We start from the raw sequence: 21,204 nt of genomic DNA on the forward strand, positions 1-21,204 counted from the left end.
GTCACAGAGAGCATTCCACTACATTGCTCTGATCGGTCCGATACACGGTGACCGAGACGACAGGGTAAGTGGCATCTCCAAACTCCGTATCCGAGGCCGTCCGATGGGCGCGATTGTGAACGAGGTCATTGTCATCCTGATTCTGCTGGTCCTGAATGGAGTGTTCTCCATGTCGGAGCTGGCGATCATGACCGCCAAGCGTTCACGACTGGAGTACCGGGCGGAAGAAGATGGTGACGATGGTGCGCGGGCCGCGCTGGAGCTCGCCGCACAACCCACCGCGTTTTTGTCCACCGTGCAGGTGGGCATCACGCTGGTGGGTGTACTGGCCGGCGCCTTCGGTGGTGCGGGGATTTCCGCCGTATTGGCGGCGCAGCTCGCGACCATCGGATGGATGGCGCCCTATGCATCGACCCTGTCCTTCGCACTCGTCGTTGCGGCTATCACGTATCTCTCGCTGATCTTTGGCGAGTTGGTACCGAAGAACATCGCGCTGAGCAATCCGGAGCGCGTCGCATCTCTGGTCGCACGTCCGATGCGGGTGATCGCACGTGTGGGCGGACCCGTGGTCCGGTTTCTCACCAACTCCACGAATCTCATTCTGCGCATGTTGGGGTTGGGCACCGTCTCGGAGCCTGGTGTGACCGAGCAGGACATTCGCGCGCTGGTGGAACAGGGCGCCGAAACCGGCGTGGTGCAGTCGGCGGAACAGGAGATCGTCGAAAACACCTTCCGACTCGGCGATCGCACGGTCGAGTCGATCATGACACCGCGCCCCGATGTGCTCTGGGTGGATCTCGCCGATTCAGCAGACGCCGTGCGGGATCAGATTGCCGACGCGGCGCGTGAACGATTCCTGGTCTGCAATGGCGAAATCGACAATGTGATCGGTGTGGTCTTCGCCGAGGATCTGGTGCTCGAGGCGGTGAAGGGTGTCAGGATCGACGACGCCGATGCGATGCGGCGCCTTGCCCGGACGCCCATCTACGTGCCCACGATGATGCCTGTCTACGAGCTCCTGGCCACGTTCCGTTCCGCGCGCCTGCATTCTGCGGTGGTGCTCGACGAGTATGGTGGTGTGGCGGGCTTGGTGGCGCTCGATGACTTGTTGTCGGCGTTGGTGGGTGATGTGCCCAGTGCACCGGGCGACATCGCGCCGTTCGTGAAGCGACCCGATGCCTCGTGGGATATCGACGGAACCACGCCGCTCGATGAGATCGAAGCGCGACTCGATCTCGAAGTGCCAGAACGGGAGCGCGCGGAGATTCTCACGCTTGGAGGTTGGGTGATGAACCGTCTCGGACGTCTACCGCGTGAAGGCGATGAGTTCCAGTGGGATGGGCGCCGTGTCAGCGTGCTGCGGATGAAGGGGCGGCGCGTAGACCGGGTGCTCATTGGGCCGTTGCCGAAGGTCAACCAATGAAAGCGGACGCATGGCGGCCCGACACCGGAAAGCCGTGCGCCACAACGGGTGCTGGCGTGGTCAACACCTCGATGCGGTTGAGCATTGTGATGGTGCTGGCGTTTTTGGTACTCGCCTGTGGTGATGCGACCACTGAACCCCCACGTTCGGACGCGCCCCCGAAGAACAGCCTGGCTGCAACCGCAACGCAAACGTGCCTGATCGAGCTGGGCGGTGGAATCGTCTGCTGGGGTTGGGTGGGTAGTACGAGCGGGTCAGGCCTCGAAGAAACCCCGCCTCGTCGATTGATCTTCCCGGACGCGAATCTCCGGTTCTCCGATATCAGTGCTGGCGCCAGCAGCATGTGCGCGATTGCTGGCAGCCAAAAACTGTATTGCTGGGGATCGAACATTTACGGCGAACTGGGTGATGGCACACGGACCCCACGATCAACGCCTGTGGCAGTGGCGTCCGAGGCACGGTTCACAGAGGTCGGCGTAGGCGTCTACAGTGTGTGTGGTCGCACCGTGGCCAACGAGCTGCATTGTTGGGGACGGAATGATCATGGACACATCGCGTCAGGTTCGGCACGGGAAGGCGAAGTGCAGTTGCTTCCTGCCAGGGTGAATACGTCCTTGCAGTTCAGCGAGCTGTCGCCGGGTTGGATGTTCTGCGGGCTGGTGAACAATGGCGCCGTCTATTGCTGGGGTGCGATTTCGGGGTCATTCGATCCGCTGGCGCATGTGGAGCCCGGCAGTTGTGCGGACTACTACGTCATGCGGTTTGTCGACGCGCCGTGTTCGACGCCTACACGAGTCAGAACCAACATGACCTTCGCTTCACTTGGTCGTACCGTAGGTCCGACCAAGTGTGCTTTGGATCGAGAAGGTGCTGCCTATTGCTGGGGAGAAGGACGACTTGGGACGCTGGGAAATGGAACGGCCGGCGACGGCGTGCACGCCATAGACCCGGTGCCAGTGAGCGGGGGGCTCCGGTTTCGCCAAGTCCATTCGGGAGGAGCTCTCGTGTGCGGGCTTACCGAAGGCGGAGCGGCCTATTGCTGGGGCAACAACTACCGCGGACAACTTGGAAGCGGTCGCACCGATATCGCACTGAGCACGCTTCCCATTGCGGTGGCGGGCGGTCATCGGTTCGTGGAGATCACCGTAGGCAACGCCCATGGCTGTGGGCTCACCGAGGACCGCACGGTGTGGTGTTGGGGAGTTGGCACCGAAGGCCAGTTGGGGCGCGCCGGCGCAGAGGGCGACGCGGCAACACCCGTACGAGTCGCCCGCTGAGACTCCACCACATCAGGTTCCGAAACGACAAAAGCCAGCCAACGATAACTCGTTGACTGGCTTTCGTTTATACAGTCGGGACGGCGGGATTCGAACCCGCGACCCCCTGAACCCCATTCAGGTGCGCTACCGGGCTGCGCTACGTCCCGTCAACTGCCCTGCCCGCTCCGTCTCCAGCCCGGCGCGAACAGACTGAAGAACGTAACCCGCTCCACACCCGCGGACCAGTCCCCAGGCCCATCCACACGCCGTCGCACGTCCCGAACACATCCCAACCGCATCCCAAGCACATCCCCAGCCCACCCCATCACACTTTCCCCACATTTCGTTTGACTTCTACGGCCGGTCCCGCAGGTTTCATCTCATGCCTACCCTGCTCGCACTGGCCCTGCTGGCTCTCGGGCTCCTCCCCGCTCCGACCGGTCCCTCCGCTGCCCCCGCTCGCAAGACGGTGGCCGTCCTCGCCTTCGACAACAACACGGGCAAGACGGACTACGACCATCTCGGGCAAGGCATGGCCGCCATGATGACCACCGATCTGGCGGCCGTCGACGAGATCCAGCTACTCGAGCGGCAACGTCTCGCCGACGTGACCAAAGAAATCGACAACCAGCGCTCGCAGTACTTCGACTCCACCACCGCGGTGAAGGTCGGACGATTGGCCGGCGCGCAGTACATCATCGTCGGTTCACTCGCCGCGGTCGAACCGCAAGTGCGCATCGACACTCGCATCGTGCGCGTGGAAACCGGCGCGATTGTGAAAACCGCCAAGGTGTCGGGCAAGCAGGAAGAATTTTTCGACCTGCAGAAGCGGCTCACCAAGCAGCTCGTGAAGGACCTCGACATCGCGCTCAGCCCCGAAGGCGAAGCCAAGCTGGATGCACGTCAGCAGGCCAATCGGGTGGACGACATGGACGCCATGGTGAAAGTGTCCAACGCCATGAGCATGGCCGATGCCGGCGACTACGGTGGCGCCACCTTCAAGATCGCCCCGGTAGTGGCCAAATATCCGAACAGCGCCTTCGTGAAAATGACGTCCGACGAAATCAAGCAGCGGGCGTCGAAGAAGACCGAGCAGAAGGCCAAGGATGGGATCAACAAGGGCATCAACAAGTTGATCAAAAAGAAGTGGCCGGGCGGCAACTGACCGGCCACGTCGTCACACGTGTTTACTTGAAGTCCCTGGCCGCCTCACGCACCTCGTCGTCGATGCGCGGATACTCGAGCGGCAGCGATTCCAGCGTCTCCACCAGCATGCGCGCCACGAGGTAGTTCCGCACCGACTTCCGATCGGATGGCACCACATACCACGGCGCCACATCGGATGTGCAGCGCGTCAATGCATCGCGGTACGCTTCCGTGTAGGCATCCCAACGCGCCCGGTCTTCGAGATCGTCCAGTCGGAACTTCCAGTTCTTCGTCGGATCGTCGAGCCGCTCCTGCAACTGCGCGCGCTGTTCATCGCGTGACACATGCAGGAAACACTTCCGGATGATCACCCGATTCTGTGCCAGCATCTGCTCGAACGCATTGATCTGATCGTATCGCGCCCGCCACACATCCTCCGGCGCCAGTCCTCGCACCCGCACGGCCAACACATCCTCGTAGTGCGACCGGTTGAACACCCCGATCACGCCACGTGGTGGCACGACCTGATGCACCCGCCACAGGAAGTCGTGCCGTAGTTCGAGCGCCGTGGGCGGCCCGAATGCCGACACCTGCACGCCGGTGGGATTGAAGGCACCACACACCGTGCGGATCACGCCGTCCTTGCCTGACGCATCGCGCCCCTGAAACACGACCAGCAGCGCATAGCGCCCATCAGCATGGAAGAGGTCCTGCAACTCGTGCAGCCGTTCGAGCAGTTGTGCCGTCGCCGCTTCGAGCACCGCCTTGGCTGGCGCGTCCTTCACCTCCGCCGCCTTGCTCCCTAGCGACAATCGTGCGTCCGGGTCCACCGGTTCGAGACGCAATCCATCGAGCAACATCGCGGCACGACCTTCCTTGCGGCTCACGCGTTCATACTCCGGATGCAGGGTCGGAAACAGGCACGGTATCGGCGCCATCATCGGTAGCGGCACGTCCCGTCATCTCGTGCGTAGGCAACCGAAAGAGAATGTCGCGAAGTGGGCTCGGGTCGTCGAGCGTCAACGCGGCGGGGGACAACGAACGCACGGCAGCGAGCCCGATCTCGTATCGCTCGCGATCCGGCGGTGTGCCATCCGGATCGAGCATCTCGATGCGGCCATGCACCACCACACTGCGCCAGCGGTACAACGCATCCACTTCGTCGACCTCGAACGCGACCCAGGGATGATGCGCCAGCACGTCCACCTTGGCGCCCGAACCGGTACGTCCGTAGATCCACCCTTCGCGATAGACGTAGTGCACCGGCGCGATATCCACCCGATCACGGAACGTGTACGCCAATCGTCCGACATGATGAGCCGCGAGCAATGCCTCACACTCGGCCACGTTGAGGATATGAAACTGCGGATTGATGCTCATGTGCCCTCCCTCGGAGCGGGTCGTGTGCCAAGCTCTCTGGTACCCGCCGGAGCGTGCACAGGTTCGTAGGGCTCCATATGAATCAGCACACCGGCCGCCGAGGGAATGCGCGCGCGGATGGCGGTCTTCACGCACCCGGACAGGATATGCGCGTCGTGCAGCGACATCGTCGGGTCGGCCTGTACGTGAATGTCCACATAGTAGGCCATACCGGATTTCCGGATCTTGAGTTTTTCGATGGCCAGCACACCGTCCGTGGACAGTGCTGCCTGCGCCACGTCTTCCTGCACCGTACGCGCGGGCGCACCATCCATCAGGTCATGGGCGGCGGTGCGAAACAGCAGGAGAGCGTTCACGGTGATCACCCCGGCCGCCACCAGCGCGGCCCAATCGTCGGCGGGCTCCCACCCCGGTCCACCGATCAAGGCCACGGAGATGCCGATGAAGGCGGCCGCCGACGTGATCGCATCCGCCCGGTGATGCCAGGCATCCGCGGCCACGGCCACACTGCCCGTGGCTTCACTCGCCTTCAAGACGCGCTTGGCGAGCAGTTCCTTGATCACGATCACCAGCACCAGCACGCCTAGCGTCCACGGCGCGGGTGCGTCATGTGGCGTGCGAATCTCGGCGATGGCTTCGATGGAGATGCCGGCCGCCGCCCCCAGCATCAATGCGCCCACCACCGCGCCCGCAATGGCCTCGGCGCGGCCATAACCAAACGGGTAGCGCTCGTCGGGATCACGACTCGCGATCCGCAGACCACCCCACACGACCAGCGACCCCACCATATCGATCGAACTTTCGATCGCGTCCGCCACCAGCGCGTAGGCATTGCCCAGCAATCCGGCCACCAGCTTCACCACGGCCAGCAGGGCATTCACCACCAGCCCGAGTTGCGCCAGCCGTTGGACGGATGCGTGGCCGCGTCCCGGTGCTCCCGGAACGCCATGGGCGGGCGTAGGCGTGCTCATGACCGAAATATGATACGGGTATCGACGTGAGGGACTACAGGGCACACCGGCGATGTCACGTTACATTCCCCGTCGATGACTGAGTCCACTGCCCCGCGTGTCCCGACACTCTCCCACCGCCTCGAATACGCCCTCACACGTCTCGTCGTGGGCGCGCTTCGTTTGCTGCCCTGGCGCGCCGCGAGCTGGATCGGCGGACAGATCGCCCGCCTCGCCTATTGGCCACTGGGTATTCGGCGTGGCGTGACCACGAGACAAATTGCGGCGGCGTTCCCGGACCGGTCGCCCGCCGAGGTGGCGGATTTGGCCGTGCGCTCGTTCGACAGTCTTGGACGCACGTCGATCGAGACGGCGGTGCTGCCCGGCACCAGTCGTGAAGAGATCCTCGCGCGGTACGAGCGTGTGGAAGGGTGGGAATACGTCGAGCAGGCCGTCGCCGGTGGCAAGGGTCTCGTGATCACCACCGGTCACATCGGCAATTGGGAGCTCGGCGGCGCCTATGTCGGAGCCCGTGGACTGGCCTTCGATGCGGTCGTGCGTGGCATGGGCAATCCGCTCTTCGAAGCGTATGTGAATCGCACCCGCCGGGAGATCGGCATGGAGGTGATTCACGATCGTGATGCCGTACGACGCACGCCGCGGTCGTTGAAGGAGAATCGCGCGGTGGTGTTCGTGGCCGATCATGATGCGCTGGGTCTGGCCAGTACCTTTGTGCCGTTCTTCGGGCGCCCCGCCAAAACCCCACGCGGGCCGGCGGTGTTTGCCCTGCGCTTCGACGCGCCGGTGGTATTCATCGCGTCGGTGCGCCAACCAAGCGGACGCTACGCGCTACTGATCGAACCGGTGGAAGTCACACGCACCGGAGACCGCGAGGCCGATGTCGACGCCATCGTGCTGCGGTTCACGCAGATGCTCGAGGCGCGGGTGCGTGAGTACCCGGACCAGTATTTCTGGCAGCACCGGCGTTGGCGCCGACAGCCGCCCGATACACCGGCCCACTTGCGCGAACCCTGATGGGCCGCGCGAAAGGGTGGTTCCGCGCCCGCCGCTGGTGGCAGCAGATCGCACTGGTGATGCTTTGCATCGTCCTTGCACCAATCCCCTGCATCCTGCTGCTGGGTGTGGTCAACCCGCCCATCACCATGGTGATGCTGGGACGCGTGACCGATCGATTGCTGAGCGGTGAACGCCCCGTGTGGCCGGCCCACGATCCGGTCTCGCGCGCGGAATTCTCGCCCTATCTGCGCCGCGCCGTGCTGGCGTCGGAAGACGATCGGTTCTATCTGCATCGCGGCATCGACTTCGTGGAGCTCGAGAAGGCGCTCGAACGCCGCCGTCAGGGAGGTCGCCTGCGTGGGGCGTCGACACTCACGCAGCAAGTGGTGAAGAACGTGTTCCTCTGGAACGGACGGTCATTCATCCGCAAAGGCTTCGAAGCCTATCTTGCGCTGTGCATGGATTTCCTGCTCAGCAAAGAACGCATTCTCGATCTCTATCTCAACCTGGCCGAGTGGGGCCCGAACGCGTTTGGCGCCGAAGCGGGTGCGCGCTATCAGTTCGGCAAGAGCGCGCGCAATCTGACGCGTGAAGAGGCGGCGCGTATGGCCGCCATCCTGCCGGCACCACGTCGTTGGCCAGCCAAGGGGCGTGTCGCCAGCCAGCGTGTCGGCACCATTCTCGCCCGCATGCAGTACCCGGCACCCAAGGTGGCCCCGGAGGTTACGTCCCGATCACCAGCCCCCCGTCGACGCCCAGCACCGCCCCGTTGATGAAGCCGGCCTGCTCGGAGACGAGAAAGCAGTAGGCATTGGCCACATCGTCCGGAGTGCCCAGGCGCGAGAGCGGCGTGGCGTCTTTCATGGTCTGCAGCACAGTGGGAGGGATGGCCTCGGTCATGGCCGTAGCGATGAACCCCGGTGCAATGGCGTTCACGGTGATACCGCGTCGCCCCAGTTCCCGGGCCCAGACCTTGGTCATGCCGATGACACCGGCCTTCGCCGCCACATAGTTGGTCTGCCCGAAGTTCCCGTTGGCCGCCACGACCGACGTGGCATTCACGATGCGCCCCCAGCGCCGGGTCAGCATGTGGGGCACCACCGCCTGGGTGCACGTGTACACTCCCTTCAGGTTCACGGACATCACGGCGTCGAAATCGGCCTCGCTCATGCCTCCCGTGACCACGCCGTCGCGTACTTTCACTAGCTGCGCATCGCGGACAATTCCTGCATTGTTGATGAGGATATCCAGCCGACCGAATCGGGTCATTGTCTCGGCCACGGCGTGTTGTACACCGGCAGTGTCAGTGACGTCCACTTCGACGAAGATCACGTCCAGCCCCGCGTCCACGAGCGACTGTACGGCTGCTGTCCCCACTGCGGCGACGCGATCCCAGATCGCCACCCGTGCTCCACTGGTTGCCAAACGACGGGCCGTCGCCAGGCCGATCCCATTTGCGCCGCCGGTCACGACGGCGCTTCGCTGAGTCAGGTCGATTTGCATGAGCCGTCAACCTACGGTAGTCCCCGCAGTGAGCAAGCGCACTGCGCGAATGCTGGGCATGACGTTGTGGCTCCTCGCACTCCCGGCGCTCTACGGCTGCGGGTCGGACGCGCTCACCCCTGACCAGCCCAAGTCCCGCCCAGGCACCCGCATCATTCCCACGCTGCCCACGCTCGATGCTTCGGTCGTGGACGCGCCAGTACGCTACGCGCTCGAGCCATTGATCACCGAACTGGAAAAGGCGGTACCGCGCACCTTTGGTGATCGTGACAAGCGCATTCCGGCCGGCAGTGATCGCAAGCTGATCGCCTTCGAAGCCACGCGTACCCCGTTCACGGTGGGGGTGGAGAATGGCAAGGTGGTACTCGAGGCGGTCGTGTCGTATCAGGCCCGTGCCTGGTACCGCCCCTTCATCGGGCCCACCCTGAGCGCGGGGTGTGGAGAGCCCAAAGACACCAACAAGGACGGAAAGGCCGGCACCAATGAAGGGCGCCCGCGGGTGAAGGTGGTGCTGCACAGCGACGTGTCGCTCACACCGGAATGGAAGCTGGCCGCGCGCACACGGGTGGTGTCCGTCAAACCGCTCACCACGACCGAACGGGACATCTGCCGCGTGACCTTTGCAGGCATCGATGTCACCGATCACGTGGTCAAGGCGGTGATGCCGCAAATCAATTCGCGCATGCCGCGTGTCGACCGCAAAATGGCCACCATCGATGTGCGCACCCGGGTGACCAAGTGGTTCACCGCCATGCAGCGCAACATTCGGGTTACCGATAGCCTGTGGCTGCAACTCAAGCCGGAACTGATTCGCTTGGGCAAGCTCTCCATCGAGGACAGCATGCTCGTGGCCGATGTGCGTCTGTGGGCACACCCTCGCATGATCACTGGCCCGGAACCGCAGCAGATGATCGTGCCACTGCCGCGGCTCACACCGGCCCTCAGTCAGATCGGGGACAGTGCCCGCCTCTTTATCGAGGGGTTGCTCGACTACGCAGACGCCTCGGCCCTGATGCAGAAGCAGCTTGGCTCCAAGCGTTTCTATCGTTTCGGTCGTGTGGTGGCGATCGATTCCGTGCGCCTGTATCCGCTCGACGATGGACGGGTGGTGCTGGCCGTCCAGGTGGGCGGCGGCGTACGGGGCACGGCCTACCTCGTGGGCACTCCGACCATCGATCACACCCGTCGCGCGCTCGTGGTGGCCGATCTCGATTTCGACGTGGCCACGAGTGATGCCCTGGTGGCCGGCCTGGCCTGGCTCAAGAAGGGTGATCTGCTGGAACGCCTGCGCGCGAGCGCCGAGTTCCCGCTCGACGATGCGCTGGAGCTCACACGGAACCGAGTGGAAGGCGCATTGAACCGTGACCTCACTGAAGGGGTACGTCTATCGGGCACGGTAACCACGGGTCGTCTCATCGATGTGCTCGTGCATCCGCGATGGCTGGTCATCCGTGCTGAAGCGGCTGGAAAACTCGCGCTCGACATCGACCGCCCGATCCGTCGCGGGGTTGGTGCTGGGCCGTCACGACGCTAGTCTGTAGCGTTCTTCCTTCAGCATATCCCGATGCACGATATTACTCAGGCCGCGCGCCGCGTACTCACGACGGCGCTCGGCATGACGCTCGGCGCGACCCTGTTGGCGCCCAATACGTCCGCCGCACAGAGCGCTCCGCCCACGCCCCCGAAACCGGCGTCCGCCAAACCCGCTGCCCCGAAGCCCGCGACGGCCAGTCAGGACACGACCAAACGTCGTCCGTCCGGTGCCCTCGGATCACAGGCCGGCGATCGACATCTCGCATTCCGTGGCACCGGTAGCGATCTGGATTCGCTCTGGCCGCCGAAGATGCCCACGTATGCGGCCAACGCGCTGCTGCCCAACAAGCGCATCATTGCCTTCTACGGCAATCCGCTCAGCACCCGCATGGGTATCCTCGGCGAGTTCGAACCGCAGGAGATGCTGCGCAAGCTCGACGAAGAAGTGGCCGAGTGGAACAAGCTCGATCCCAAAACGCCGGTGCAGCCGGCATTGCATCTCATCGCTGAAGTCGCCAACCCACATCCCGGTCCCAGCGGCAAGTATCGCACGCGCATGGACAGCGCGATGATCGAGAAGGTGTACGGCTGGGCGAAGAGCCGGAATGCCGTGCTGTTTCTCGATATCCAAATCGGCACCAGCACCCTGCAGGAAGAGCTGCCGTGGATCGAGAAGTTCCTGATGCGTCCTGATGTGCACCTCGGCATCGATCCCGAATTTGCCATGAAGCGCACCGGTGGCATTCCCGGCAAGCGCGTGGGGAGCTACGACGCGGAGGACATCAACGTGGCCATCCGCTTCCTCGGCAACCTCGTGGAGAAACACAACCTGCCGCCCAAGGTGCTTGTGGTACATCGCTTTACACAGCGTGGCCTCACAAACTACAAGAACATCAAACTCGATCCGCGCGTGCAGGTGGTCATCCAGATGGATGGCTTCGGAGCTCCGTGGCTCAAGCGCGATTCGTACTACTCCTACGTGAAGAAGGAGCCCGTGCAGTTCGCCGGCTGGAAGCAGTTCACCAAGCCCAAGAACGACAATCCGCGTACGTCGCGTGAAGCGATCTTGCGGTTGTGGCCGGTGCCGCTGTACATCCAGCTTCAGTAGTCACCCACCCTGCCCCGCGCCGTTTCCCCACCGAGGCCCGTGCGATGGAACAGTCTCCTCCGGCATCCCGCTCGCGTCGCGATGCGCTCTCCGCACTGGGCCTTTCGGCAGTGGCCACCGCCATCGGCACGACACCGCTATCGGCCGCCGGCATCGCAGCAGGCACCAACCATTCCGCGCCATCACTCCCCGCCGGGCGACTGCATCAATCAGTCGCCCGGTGGTGTTTCTCCAAGACCCCCATCGCGGAATTGTGCGGGACCGCGAAGTCGCTCGGGTTGGTCGGTGTGGACTTGCTTGGGCCGGACGAATGGAGCGTGCCTGCGCAGCACGGCCTCCTCTGCACCATGGGCAACAGCTTCGGCGCCATCCCCGTGGGGTTCAATCGCGTCGACCACCACGACAAGCTGGTGGCCGATGGCGAGAACTACATCCCACGCGCCGCAGCAGCCGGTGTGAAGAAGATCGTGGTATTCAGTGGCAATCGCGCCGGGCTGAGCGACGCGGAGGGTATTGCCAACTGTATCACCGGATTGCGCCGCCTCATGCCCACTGCGGAACGCCATGGCGTGGTGCTGTGCATGGAAATGCTCAACAGCAAAGTGGATCACAAGGACTATCACGCGGACCACACGGCATGGGCCGTGGAGGTCGCCAAGGGCCTGAACAGTCCATCGTTCCGGTTGTTGTATGACATCTACCACATGCAGGTGATGGAGGGCGACGTGATGGCCACCATCAAGGCCAACCTGCCGTGGATCGCCCACTTTCACACCGCCGGCGTGCCCGGGCGCAACGAGATCGACAACGCCCAGGAGCTCAACTATCGCGGCATCGCCAGCTACATCGCCGGCAGTGGCTATCAAGGCGTGTTCGCCCACGAGTTCATCCCGCGCCGCGACGGCATGACGTCCCTGCGCGAAGCTGTCGAGCTCTGCACCGTCTGACCAGCCGCCCCGATCGTGCCTTCGCATATCGCCAACTACTGAAAAAGCCGTTGACAAACGGAAGCTGCGGCCAGATACTACGGACAATTCAGTACATGACGCTTTCTCCCCGCCGATGACTGACTACCACTTCCCCCCCAGAGAGCTCGCCGTCATGGCCGTGCTGTGGCGACTCGGTTCCGCCACGGTCGCCGATGTACGCTCCGGCCTCGACGAAGACCTGGCCTACACCTCGGTGCTCTCGGCCCTGCAGACGCTCGAGGACAAGGGCTACGTACGCCACGAACCTGAAGGGCGCGCCTATCGCTACTTCCCCACCGTCGCCGCCGAACGTGCCGGTGACAGCGCCATCAGCCGCATTCGCGACGCCATCTTTCAGGGGTCGTCCGAGCGGATGTTTGCGCAACTGGTCAGCGACCGCAAACTGAGTCGCGCGGAACTCGAGCGCATGCACGCGATGCTCGCCGAACGGCTGGGAGACGAATCATGATGACGCTCTCACAGACCGCCGGACTCGTGGCAGCATGGGCTGGCACCAGCGCGATCGTGGGCGCGGTGTTGTTGCTGCTCGCACTCGCGGCGCAACCACTGGCCCGCAAGGCACTGCCCTCGCGACTGGTGTGGGCCACCAGCCTGGCCCTGACGCTGCTGGTGACGATCGGACTGCCGCTGCGGCAAGCAGACAATGCACCGGCATCCGGATCAACGACGAACCTGTCGTTGGTTGAACGTCCGGACGAGGCCACCGCATCGCTCACTTGGAGCGAGCGGGCCATGCGCGCGACACAATCGGCCGCGCGTTCCGCCGAAACCACCTTGCAAACGGCCGCCACGTGGAGCGCCGGGCGCGCATCACGTGCGCCGATCGCTGTACAGTGGGCGCTGGTGTTGGCCTGGCCCGTCGCCTCGCTCACCCTGCTCGTGGTCTTCGGATTCAGCTATCGGCGTCAATCACGCGTGCTCCGTGACGCAACCCGCGTGAGCCTGCACGGTGTGCCGGTACATGTCTGTGCAGTCAGTGGCCCGGTGGTCTTTGGTGTGATGGCCCCACGCATCGCCGTGCCCGAGTGGTTGCTCTCCCGCGAGCGCGAAGAACAGGCGTTGGTCGTGCGGCACGAACAGTCGCACATCGAAGCCCGCGACCCGCTCCTGTTGCTGGCGGCATGTGGCACCGCGATCCTGCTGCCCTGGAATCTCGCGGTGTGGTACATGCTGTCCCGCTTGCGCCTCGCCATCGAGCTCGATTGTGACGCCCGCGTGCTGGCACACGGAGTGTCCGCGCGCAGCTACGGCAAACTGCTCATTGATCTCTCCGCCGAGCCTTCGATGCTCGGCAACCCGGCCGCGATGCCGATGTCGGCAACGGCTTTCTCGTATCGCGCTTCCCACCTCGAACGGAGACTCCGTACCATGACCGCACGCACGACCAGGTTCCTCGTCCTCCGCCGCCTGTCCGTTGTGGGACTCGGGGCCGTGGGCGCGCTCGCCGCCTGTGGCACCGAACTGCCAACCGCGGCGGAGTTGCAAGCCATGGATGTCGCGAAAGCCGAGCAGCAGATCGGTCGCGTCGTGACGCTCGATGAAGCCTCCGCCGAGTATTACATCGATGGCAAGCGTGTCGACCGGGATGAAGCCACGGGGCTCAGCGCCGACCGCATCGCCACCATCGATGTGCGCAAGCAGGACGGCAAGCAGCAGATTTTCGTGGTCCGTTCAGATTCTGCGGCCCGGGCTTCCGGTCAGACGTCCCAGATCCGCCTTCGTCGTCCAGACTCATTGGGCCTGATCGTCGCCGACCGTCCCACCGCCGCGCCTGGGAACGGTTTTGCGACGGGGAACCGGAAGCCGTTCGACGGCATCGTCATCCTGAACGGTAAGCGCAGCACCGAAACCGCCCTCAGCAAGCTCGATCCCAGCACCATCGAAAGCGTGGAGATCGTGAAGGGTCAGGCCGCGATCGCACAGTACGGTGCCGATGGCGCCAACGGCGTGATTCGCGTGCTCACGAAGAAGTAGACAGGGCGCCGGCCGGCTCGCCAATGCGAGCCGGTCAGATCGCGACGCGTTCGATATCGGTGCGTGTGAACTGATCGCCCGCACCGAGCACGGGCTCTCCCGTCGCTCCCGCCAGCGCGTAGGCAATGCAATCGCCAAATGTGAGACCAGCCGCATGGCGTCCTCGGCCATAGGTGCGGGCAGCTTCTCTCGCCCGGTGCGCATGGTCTTCCGTGAACGGCACCACCGTGACCTCGAGCTCCCGCAGCAACGCATCGAGCTCCAGATCACTGCCACCGCGCCGCTCCCCCATGAGCACCATGGCCGCTTCGACCACCGTCGCCGCAGAAATGAGCCGCATGGGTGACCGCATGATCGCCGTGTGCAATGCGGACGCCTCGGCCGTATTCCGCCAGAGTGCGACCAACGAAGACGTGGTCAGGATCATCGGGCCACCCCCTGATCGTCGTATCCGATCACGGATTCGGTGGTGACGTCGCTGGCGGCCGCGCCTCCCGCGATGCGCTCCTGAATGCGTTGCACCCGAGACCAGGACCGCTCGACGGCTCCAAGCTTTCTCAGACGTTCACGCGTAAGTCTTTCACGGACAGCGTGTTGTATCGCGTCAGTGATGCTCTCTCCCGTCAGCTCGGCGAGTTCGCGCACAAGCTTTTCCGCTTCCGGACTCTTGATATTGATGGCCATTGAAGAAGTGTTCAACCATATCTTCCATTACACAAGAGCCGGATTCTTCTGTTTCATGATTTTCAGGAAACCGTATTGACAACGGCGACCTTCGTGCCGAGACTAGAAAAAGATGAACGCGCCCACCATGTCCCCGACGCGACTTAGCCGGCCCCTTGCGGTCGTCGTAGCCATTCTGGTTACGACGATTCTTGTCGTACGCACCCCGGGAGAGCTGAGCCGCATCGTCGCCATGTGACGCCATCGCCGCCTCTCCCGATCACGTTCGGGAGGGGCGACCTGGTCGGAGTTTCCGGCAGGCCCCTCCCAGGAGGGGCCTTCTTCATATCCGGAGGTTCCGATGTTCATGCCATTCGATCGCACCAAACAGCCGACCACCCGCAGTCACCAGCACGCCGAGTACCAGAAATCGCCGTTCGTGGAACGGGCACCACATGCCGCGGCACCGGCGGCCATGCGGGATCATCCGGACTTTCGTGAACAGGCGGACGGTGCGCCGTGAACGGAGACCGTGTGTTTCTCCGACCGAGCTCGCAGCGTGGGGGGCGCCATGCCGGCGTCCCCCAACCACCCGTCGACCATCCCGATCGACACGGTCAGTCGCAATGCGCCGGGCTGCGCGAAGGGAGCGGGATGTCCGGTGGGAGCGCATCACGGAGGCGGATCGCATACACGTTTTCCGCCACAATGGGCGGTCCACCGGCGGCTCCCCGCTGCATGCGCGCAAAGAAAAGCCATTCGCCGTCCGGCGAAAATGCGGGCGCGAACTCTGCGGCCGCCGTGTTCACCGCTCGCAATGGCATCGGTTCCGTCCACGACTCCCCTGCCCGGCGGCTCACGTACAGGTCGGAATCACCCAAGCCGTCGGAGCGCTGGTCCACGAGAATGATCAGCGATTCGTCCGCCGCGATAGCCGCATTGCTCGCCCGACCTGTGGTGTTGACCACTGACAGCGTTTCCGGCGCTGCGTAGCCTCCGGCATCGAGCGAACGGGCGCGCATGATGACCGATTTGCGCGGCGGCCCGGCAGCCGCACGCGCAAAGTAGAGCGTGCCGCGGCAGCTCACGGTGGCGAAGTAGTCGTCGTCCGGACCGTTGATCGGTGCCTCCAGCCGATGTGGCGCACCCCAGCCGCCCACCGTACGCGGGGCGAGCCAGATGTCAAAATCAGACCGGTTGGCCGCCCGACCGACGGCCGCGCGCGTGGAGTTGAACAACAGGTCCCCGGTACGGGGCACCACCACCGGATCGATCTCGAGTGCAGACGTGTCTGCCCAGGTGAACGGTTTGGGGATCTCCCAAGTCCTACCGGTGCGTGACGCATGGACGAGCTGGATGTGGCGCTCGAATTGAGGGCCGGAAAATGTGCGGCGCGACAGCACCGCTTCGCGGCCGTCCAGTGAGAGGGCCACGATGAACTCACGATCCCGCGAAAGAATGCCCGGGGCGACCAGCCGCTCGATCGTACCCGATGCCGGAGTGGCCAGCGTGACATCCGGCCAGGCGGCGCGGTGGCAGGCCATGAGCCCGACCGCCAACGCCGGGAGTATCGATCGCCGCCATGCGTGCCCCGCACGTGCAACCCGTGCGCGGTCAGCGGAGTAGAGTTGGATCACGAGCCGATGGTTGGAGGTGAAGAGTCGCATCCATTCCCCTGACCATCGACGTACCGTGTCCGCGTACCCTGTCCGCGTACCGTGGCCGACGCCCAGGAGTGGAGCGCATCATTCCGACCTCACAGATTCTCGACAACCGCACGGTGACGAATCCGCTGTTTTATGGGGCGGGTGTCCCCATGTTGCCATTGGTCATGGGACCGCCGCCCACATGAGCACCGAACCACACCTGAGCGAATCCCCATGCGTGCCCTGACCGCCATCGCGCGATGGCCGCACCTCATGCAACTGGGGGTGCTGGCCATCGTGCTGATCACGACCCAGACGCTGATCCTGCACGGCGCCACGGGGAGGCACACCCCAACGCCCATGGCCTTCGCGTGGTCGTTGGCCACCGTCGCCGCGTGGGGCCTCGCGCTGATGCCGGCCCTCTTCGCCTTGCGTCGCTGGTCTGACCGTGTTCGCCATCGACGCATCATGGGTGCGTTGATCGCAGTCGTCGGCACGATGCTCGTCATCGCTGTGGCTGGCGCACTACGCGCCGCGATCGATCCTTGGATCCCGACCCTCGCGCCGCCGGAATGGATCGCCGAGCGGTCTTTCATGGTGCGGGCCCGCGACTATTGGTTGCGCTGGCTGGGTCCGGGGACGCTCTTCTGCATGCTGCTCCTGGTGCTGCGCCTGCGCGCCGAGGCGGCCCCGCAGGCGCACACCGCCTCGTCACCATCCGACGCTCGCCCAGCCGACACTTCTGCCGACACCTCTGCCACGTTCCCTTCGCACATCACTGTCCGGGTGGGGGAGAGTCAGCTGGTGGTGCCAACAGCCTCCATCGCGTGGTGTGAAGCCGATGGGAATTACGTGCGATTGCATCTGATGGACCAGCCAGCCGATCAGCGGCCGATCATCGCACGCATTCCGTTGGGTCAATTGGCCGCCATGCTCGATCCGCATCGGTTTGTGCGTGTGCACCGATCCATCGTGGTTGCGGTCGATCAGGTCGTGGAGCTGCGATCGCCACGAGATCGCGGGGCCACCGTCGTACTGCGCTCGGGCGCCATCGCGCCGGTCAGTCGTGATGGCCGTCGCCTGTTGCGCCTGAACCTCGGCCCCTCCAACTGACGGCGCGCAGGGGCGCTTCGACAAAACGGCGGGCCACTCCAGAGAGTGCCCGCCGTTTGTGTCATGGCCGCCGGTTGGCGTCAATGGCTGTTACATGTTGCGACGATACTGGCCACCCACGGTGAACAACGCCTGACTGATCTGTCCCAGCGTGCACACCTTGGTCGTTTCCATGAGTTCCTCGAACAGATTGCCATTGCGCAGTGCCGCCTTGCGCAGGCGTTCGAGTGCCGCCTTGCCCTTTTCCGCATTGCGCGCCTGCACCGCCTGCGCCGTGCCGATCTGCTGTTCCTTCTCCTCGGTCGTGGAGCGGATCACTTCCTTCGGCAACATCGTGGGTGAGCCGTCGGCCGACAGGAAGGTGTTCACGCCGATCACCGGCAACTCACCGGTGTGCTTCAGCGTCTCGTAGTACAGCGATTCTTCCTGGATCTTGCCGCGCTGGTACATGGTCTCCATGGCACCCAGCACGCCACCACGCTCGCTGATCCGATCGAATTCCTGCAGCACGGCCTCTTCCACCAGGTCGGTCAGCTTCTCGATGATGAACGATCCCTGGATGGGATTCTGGTTCTTCGCGAGCCCGAACTCGTGATTGATGATCAACTGAATGGCCATCGCACGACGCACACTCTCTTCGGTGGGCGTGGTGATGGCTTCGTCGTAGGCGTTCGTGTGCAGCGAATTGCAATTGTCGAAGATGGCGTACAGCGCCTGCAGCGTGGTGCGAATGTCGTTGAACGAAATTTCCTGCGCGTGCAACGACCGTCCGCTGGTCTGCACGTGGTACTTGAGCATCTGCGACCGTGGCGCACCCTCGTAGCGCAGCTTGAGCGCCTTGGCCCAGATACGCCGCGCCACACGACCGATCACGGCGTACTCGGGGTCGGTACCATTCGAGAAGAAGAACGACAGGTTCGGCGCAAAGCTGTCGATGGGCAGGCCTCGCGCGAGGTAGTACTCCACGTATGTGAAGCCGTTGGCCAGCGTGAACGCCAACTGCGACACCGGAGTAGCTCCGGCCTCGGCGATGTGATAGCCCGAGATCGACACGGAATAGAAATTCCGCACGTCGTTCTTCGTGAAGTACTCCTGCACATCGCCCATCAGCTTGAGCGAAAACTCGGTGGAGAAGATGCAGGTGTTCTGCGCCTGATCTTCCTTCAGGATGTCGGCCTGCACCGTACCACGCACCTTCGTGATCGTTTCCCGCTTGATGCGATCATACACCTCGGCCGGCAGTACCATGTCGCCCGTCACGCCCAGCAACATGAGGCCCAGGCCATCGTTGCCGGCCGGCAGCGGTCCCGCGTAGGTCGGGCGCGCCTGTCCCACCGACGCGAAGTGCGCCTCGATCTTCGCGTTCACCTCCGCTTCGAGTCCTTCGGCCCGGATGTACTTCTCGCACTGCTGATCGATGGCCGCGTTCATGAAGAAGCCGGTGAGCATCGGCGCCGGGCCGTTGATCGTCATCGACACCGACGTCTTCGCATCCGCGAGATCGAAGCCGGAGTACAGCTTCTTGGCGTCGTCGAGGCAGCAGATGGACACACCGGAGTTGCCGATCTTGCCGTAGATGTCGGGCCGTGTGGCCGGATCGTTGCCGTACAGCGTCACCGAGTCGAAGGCGGTGGACAGGCGATGCGCCGGCTGCCCCTGCGACACGTAGTGGAAACGACGGTTCGTACGCTCCGGTCCCCCTTCACCGGCAAACATGCGCGTGGGGTCTTCACCTTCGCGCTTGAACGGGAACACACCCGCGGTGAACGGGAACTCACCCGGCACATTCTCCTGCAGCACCCAGCGCAGCACATCGCCCCACCCCTGGTACGATGGCAACGCCACCTTGGGCACCTGCTGGTGCGACAACGATTCCGTGGTGAGCGGCACCGTGATGTCCTTGCCGCGCACCTGGTACGTGAACGTGTTGCCGTCGTACCGCTGATGCTGCGTGGGCCACTGCTCGAGGATGCGACGATTCTCGCCATCGAGCTTGAGACCGATCTTGTCCTTGGCGTCGGCGATGGCCGCATTGTCTTCGACCAACCGCTCGGCTTCGGTAAGCGCCTGCAGCTTGTTGGCCACGTCCGACTGCGTGCCCACCCAGGCATTGTAGCGACGCACCGACTCGCTGATCTCAGCGAGATAGCGCACGCGCTCGGGCGGGATGATGTTGATCTTCTCCGACTCGTCGTCACCGGCATCGAGCTGTGACCGCAACGGCGCCTGGCACTTCTCCGCGATGCGATCCATCAACGTGCGATAGAGACGCGTGGTGCCCGGATCGTTGAACTGCGACGCGATCGTGCCCACCACGGGCATCTGATCCACGGCGCGATCGAACTGCCGATGATTGCGCTGATACTGCTTGCGCACATCACGCAGTGCATCCAGTGCGCCACGCTTGTCGAACTTGTTCAGCGCGACCACATCGGCGAAGTCGAGCATGTCGATCTTTTCGAGCTGCGTGGCCGCACCATACTCGGGCGTCATCACGTACAGCGCAACATCGGAGTGGTTCGTGATGGCCGTGTCCGACTGACCGATACCCGCCGTTTCCAGGATGATCAGGTCGAAGCCTGCCATCTTGAGGACCGCTACGGCGTCCTGCACATACGACGACAACGCGAGGTTGGCCTGACGTGTGGCCAGCGAGCGCATGTAGACACGTGGATTGTTGATCGCGTTCATGCGGATGCGATCACCGAGCAACGCACCACCCGTCTTGCGCTTGGACGGATCCACCGAGATGATGCCGATGGTCTTGTCGCTGAAATCCAGCAGGTAGCGACGCACCAGTTCATCCACCAACGACGACTTGCCCGCACCACCGGTGCCCGTGATGCCCAACACCGGTGTACGACGCGTGGCCGCATCGGCGCGGATCTGGTCGAACAATCCCAGATGTTCGTCGCGGAAGTTTTCGGCGGCGGAAATGAGGCGTCCGATGGAACGGGCATCACGCCCGGCGGCCTTCTCCACATCGTCCTGCGTGACATCGCGGCCCGTCGGGAAATCGCAGCGACGCAGGAGGTCATTGATCATGCCCTGCAGCCCCATCGCACGCCCATCGTCCGGCGAGTACACGTGTTCGATGCCGTACGCATGCAACTCGGCGATCTCGTCGGGCAGAATCACCCCACCACCGCCCGCGAAGATGCGGATGTGCCCGCAACCCGCCTCCTGCAGCCGGTCGTGCATGTACTTGAGGTACTCGACATGCCCACCCTGGTACGACGTCATCGCAATCGCGTTGACGTCTTCCTGGATCGCACAGTTCACGACCTCGTCCACCGAGCGATCATGTCCGAGGTGAATGACCTCGGCGCCGCTCGCCTGGATGATGCGTCGCATCACATTGATCGCGGCATCGTGGCCGTCGAACAGGGACGCGGCCGTCACGATCCGGATCTTGTGCTGGGCCGAATAGATGCCCGAATCCGTCGGCGCGGGCCGGGACTGGGGAGCAGGAGAGATCGTTGTCGCCATGAGGATTGGAC

20 protein-coding genes, 1 tRNA gene and 1 pseudogene are annotated in these 21,204 nt (G+C 63.8%); 13 read left to right on the forward strand and 9 right to left on the reverse strand.

Features of this window, described 5'->3' with window-relative positions; translation table 11 throughout:
• The first annotated feature begins 103 nt into the window (after positions 1-103).
• The 3 genes and pseudogenes from GAU_RS10710 (at position 104) to GAU_RS22730 (ending at position 2,700) form a co-directional block, all read left to right on the forward strand.
• Entirely contained in the window at positions 104-1,423 is a 1,320-nt protein-coding gene (locus tag GAU_RS10710) for a hemolysin family protein (protein WP_012683578.1), read from the forward strand.
• An 89-nt stretch (positions 1,424-1,512) separates the two neighbouring features.
• Positions 1,513-1,905, forward strand: a pseudogene (locus GAU_RS22975) (hypothetical protein); the annotation flags it as partial.
• Between the two features lie 522 nt (positions 1,906-2,427).
• On the forward strand, positions 2,428-2,700 hold the full coding sequence (locus tag GAU_RS22730) for a hypothetical protein (protein WP_231847917.1): 273 nt from the start codon (positions 2,428-2,430) through the stop codon (positions 2,698-2,700).
• A 75-nt stretch (positions 2,701-2,775) separates the two neighbouring features.
• Here GAU_RS22730 and GAU_RS10720 read toward each other — a convergent pair.
• A tRNA-Pro gene (locus GAU_RS10720) sits at positions 2,776-2,849 on the reverse strand.
• Positions 2,850-3,064: 215 nt separating this feature from the next.
• Here GAU_RS10720 and GAU_RS10725 point away from each other — a divergent pair.
• Complete coding sequence (locus tag GAU_RS10725) at positions 3,065-3,847, forward strand: CsgG/HfaB family protein (RefSeq protein WP_012683580.1); 783 nt, start codon at positions 3,065-3,067, stop codon at positions 3,845-3,847.
• Between the two features lie 22 nt (positions 3,848-3,869).
• On the opposite strand, the gene GAU_RS10730 is transcribed toward GAU_RS10725, so the two are convergent.
• From GAU_RS10730 to GAU_RS10740, 3 genes are read right to left on the reverse strand one after another with little or no spacing between them, the layout of a single operon-like run.
• Positions 3,870-4,715 carry a PPK2 family polyphosphate kinase gene (locus GAU_RS10730; RefSeq protein ID WP_197525970.1) on the reverse strand — a complete coding sequence of 282 codons (846 nt, stop codon included), beginning with the start codon at positions 4,713-4,715 and terminating at the stop codon, positions 3,870-3,872.
• 4 nt (positions 4,716-4,719) lie between these two features.
• Entirely contained in the window at positions 4,720-5,208 is a 489-nt protein-coding gene (locus GAU_RS20830) for a pyridoxamine 5'-phosphate oxidase family protein (protein WP_012683582.1), read from the reverse strand.
• A complete protein-coding gene (locus GAU_RS10740; protein WP_012683583.1) occupies positions 5,205-6,179 on the reverse strand; it encodes a cation diffusion facilitator family transporter in 975 nt (324 codons plus the stop codon). The genes GAU_RS20830 and GAU_RS10740 overlap by 4 nt, the downstream gene beginning before the upstream one ends.
• A 75-nt stretch (positions 6,180-6,254) precedes the next feature.
• Between GAU_RS10740 and GAU_RS10745 the strand changes: the two genes are divergently transcribed.
• A complete protein-coding gene (locus GAU_RS10745; RefSeq protein ID WP_012683584.1) occupies positions 6,255-7,193 on the forward strand; it encodes a lysophospholipid acyltransferase family protein in 939 nt (312 codons plus the stop codon).
• Complete coding sequence (gene mtgA, locus GAU_RS10750; protein WP_012683585.1) at positions 7,193-7,948, forward strand: monofunctional biosynthetic peptidoglycan transglycosylase; 756 nt, start codon at positions 7,193-7,195, stop codon at positions 7,946-7,948. Before GAU_RS10745 ends, mtgA begins: the two co-directional genes overlap by 1 nt.
• On the opposite strand, the gene fabG is transcribed toward mtgA, so the two are convergent.
• Positions 7,899-8,678, reverse strand: coding sequence for a 3-oxoacyl-ACP reductase FabG (gene fabG / locus GAU_RS10755; protein WP_012683586.1), 780 nt, complete (start codon positions 8,676-8,678; stop codon positions 7,899-7,901). The genes mtgA and fabG overlap by 50 nt on opposite strands.
• A gap of 28 nt (positions 8,679-8,706) precedes the next feature.
• On the opposite strand from fabG, the gene GAU_RS10760 reads away from it, so the two are divergent.
• The 5 genes from GAU_RS10760 to GAU_RS20835 all read left to right on the forward strand — a co-directional run bounded on the left by GAU_RS10760 (position 8,707) and on the right by GAU_RS20835 (position 14,282).
• Complete coding sequence (locus GAU_RS10760; RefSeq protein ID WP_169307662.1) at positions 8,707-10,212, forward strand: DUF4403 family protein; 1,506 nt, start codon at positions 8,707-8,709, stop codon at positions 10,210-10,212.
• 30 nt (positions 10,213-10,242) lie between these two features.
• The gene (locus GAU_RS10765; protein ID WP_156798989.1) at positions 10,243-11,319 is read left to right on the forward strand and encodes a hypothetical protein; all 1,077 of its coding nucleotides are present in this window, start codon (positions 10,243-10,245) and stop codon (positions 11,317-11,319) included.
• Between the two features lie 44 nt (positions 11,320-11,363).
• Positions 11,364-12,266 (forward strand): hydroxypyruvate isomerase family protein, encoded by a 903-nt coding sequence (locus tag GAU_RS10770; protein ID WP_012683589.1) that lies wholly within the window; start codon positions 11,364-11,366, stop codon positions 12,264-12,266.
• Between the two features lie 115 nt (positions 12,267-12,381).
• Positions 12,382-12,756 carry a BlaI/MecI/CopY family transcriptional regulator gene (locus tag GAU_RS10775; protein ID WP_012683590.1) on the forward strand — a complete coding sequence of 125 codons (375 nt, stop codon included), beginning with the start codon at positions 12,382-12,384 and terminating at the stop codon, positions 12,754-12,756.
• Entirely contained in the window at positions 12,753-14,282 is a 1,530-nt protein-coding gene (locus GAU_RS20835; protein ID WP_012683591.1) for a M56 family metallopeptidase, read from the forward strand. The genes GAU_RS10775 and GAU_RS20835 overlap by 4 nt, the downstream gene beginning before the upstream one ends.
• A gap of 34 nt (positions 14,283-14,316) precedes the next feature.
• Here the strand turns inward: GAU_RS20835 and GAU_RS10795 are convergent, their stop codons facing one another.
• Both GAU_RS10795 and GAU_RS10800 read right to left on the reverse strand, forming a co-directional pair.
• The gene (locus tag GAU_RS10795) at positions 14,317-14,709 is read right to left on the reverse strand and encodes a type II toxin-antitoxin system VapC family toxin (protein WP_012683592.1); all 393 of its coding nucleotides are present in this window, start codon (positions 14,707-14,709) and stop codon (positions 14,317-14,319) included.
• Positions 14,706-14,966: a type II toxin-antitoxin system VapB family antitoxin gene (locus GAU_RS10800; protein ID WP_012683593.1), complete on the reverse strand. Its 261-nt coding sequence runs from the start codon at positions 14,964-14,966 to the stop codon at positions 14,706-14,708. Before GAU_RS10800 ends, GAU_RS10795 begins: the two co-directional genes overlap by 4 nt.
• A gap of 340 nt (positions 14,967-15,306) precedes the next feature.
• Between GAU_RS10800 and GAU_RS22235 the strand changes: the two genes are divergently transcribed.
• A complete protein-coding gene (locus GAU_RS22235) occupies positions 15,307-15,468 on the forward strand; it encodes a hypothetical protein (protein WP_012683594.1) in 162 nt (53 codons plus the stop codon).
• 94 nt (positions 15,469-15,562) lie between these two features.
• Here the strand turns inward: GAU_RS22235 and GAU_RS10805 are convergent, their stop codons facing one another.
• On the reverse strand, positions 15,563-16,489 hold the full coding sequence (locus GAU_RS10805) for a sialidase family protein (protein WP_041265458.1): 927 nt from the start codon (positions 16,487-16,489) through the stop codon (positions 15,563-15,565).
• Positions 16,490-16,825: 336 nt separating this feature from the next.
• Here GAU_RS10805 and GAU_RS20840 point away from each other — a divergent pair, with 336 nt between their 5' ends.
• Positions 16,826-17,704: a LytR/AlgR family response regulator transcription factor gene (locus GAU_RS20840; protein ID WP_012683596.1), complete on the forward strand. Its 879-nt coding sequence runs from the start codon at positions 16,826-16,828 to the stop codon at positions 17,702-17,704.
• 90 nt (positions 17,705-17,794) lie between these two features.
• Here the strand turns inward: GAU_RS20840 and GAU_RS10815 are convergent, their stop codons facing one another.
• Complete coding sequence (locus GAU_RS10815; RefSeq protein ID WP_012683597.1) at positions 17,795-21,193, reverse strand: methylmalonyl-CoA mutase family protein; 3,399 nt, start codon at positions 21,191-21,193, stop codon at positions 17,795-17,797.
• Positions 21,194-21,204: the final 11 nt, after the last annotated feature.

The organism is Gemmatimonas aurantiaca T-27, assembly GCF_000010305.1.
Lineage (GTDB): Bacteria > Gemmatimonadota > Gemmatimonadetes > Gemmatimonadales > Gemmatimonadaceae > Gemmatimonas > Gemmatimonas aurantiaca.

Bases quoted from the DNA above. Each gene is read 5' to 3' on its own strand.
- GAU_RS10800 (WP_012683593.1), bottom strand. From the start codon at position 14,966: ATGGCCATCAATATCAAGAGTCCGGAAGCGGAAAAGCTTGTGCGCGAA.
- GAU_RS10795 (WP_012683592.1), bottom strand. From the start codon at position 14,709: ATGATCCTGACCACGTCTTCGTTGGTCGCACTCTGGCGGAATACGGCC.
- mtgA (WP_012683585.1), top strand. From the start codon at position 7,193: ATGGGCCGCGCGAAAGGGTGGTTCCGCGCCCGCCGCTGGTGGCAGCAG.
- GAU_RS10770 (WP_012683589.1), top strand. From the start codon at position 11,364: ATGGAACAGTCTCCTCCGGCATCCCGCTCGCGTCGCGATGCGCTCTCC.
- fabG (WP_012683586.1), bottom strand. From the start codon at position 8,678: ATGCAAATCGACCTGACTCAGCGAAGCGCCGTCGTGACCGGCGGCGCA.
- GAU_RS10805 (WP_041265458.1), bottom strand. From the start codon at position 16,489: ATGGCCTGCCACCGCGCCGCCTGGCCGGATGTCACGCTGGCCACTCCG.
- GAU_RS20840 (WP_012683596.1), top strand. From the start codon at position 16,826: ATGCGTGCCCTGACCGCCATCGCGCGATGGCCGCACCTCATGCAACTG.
- GAU_RS20830 (WP_012683582.1), bottom strand. From the start codon at position 5,208: ATGAGCATCAATCCGCAGTTTCATATCCTCAACGTGGCCGAGTGTGAG.
- GAU_RS10725 (WP_012683580.1), top strand. From the start codon at position 3,065: ATGCCTACCCTGCTCGCACTGGCCCTGCTGGCTCTCGGGCTCCTCCCC.
- GAU_RS10710 (WP_012683578.1), top strand. From the start codon at position 104: ATGGGCGCGATTGTGAACGAGGTCATTGTCATCCTGATTCTGCTGGTC.
- GAU_RS10815 (WP_012683597.1), bottom strand. From the start codon at position 21,193: ATGGCGACAACGATCTCTCCTGCTCCCCAGTCCCGGCCCGCGCCGACG.
- GAU_RS22235 (WP_012683594.1), top strand. From the start codon at position 15,307: ATGTTCATGCCATTCGATCGCACCAAACAGCCGACCACCCGCAGTCAC.
- GAU_RS10765 (WP_156798989.1), top strand. From the start codon at position 10,243: ATGCACGATATTACTCAGGCCGCGCGCCGCGTACTCACGACGGCGCTC.
- GAU_RS10775 (WP_012683590.1), top strand. From the start codon at position 12,382: ATGACTGACTACCACTTCCCCCCCAGAGAGCTCGCCGTCATGGCCGTG.
- GAU_RS20835 (WP_012683591.1), top strand. From the start codon at position 12,753: ATGATGACGCTCTCACAGACCGCCGGACTCGTGGCAGCATGGGCTGGC.
- GAU_RS10745 (WP_012683584.1), top strand. From the start codon at position 6,255: ATGACTGAGTCCACTGCCCCGCGTGTCCCGACACTCTCCCACCGCCTC.
- GAU_RS10740 (WP_012683583.1), bottom strand. From the start codon at position 6,179: ATGAGCACGCCTACGCCCGCCCATGGCGTTCCGGGAGCACCGGGACGC.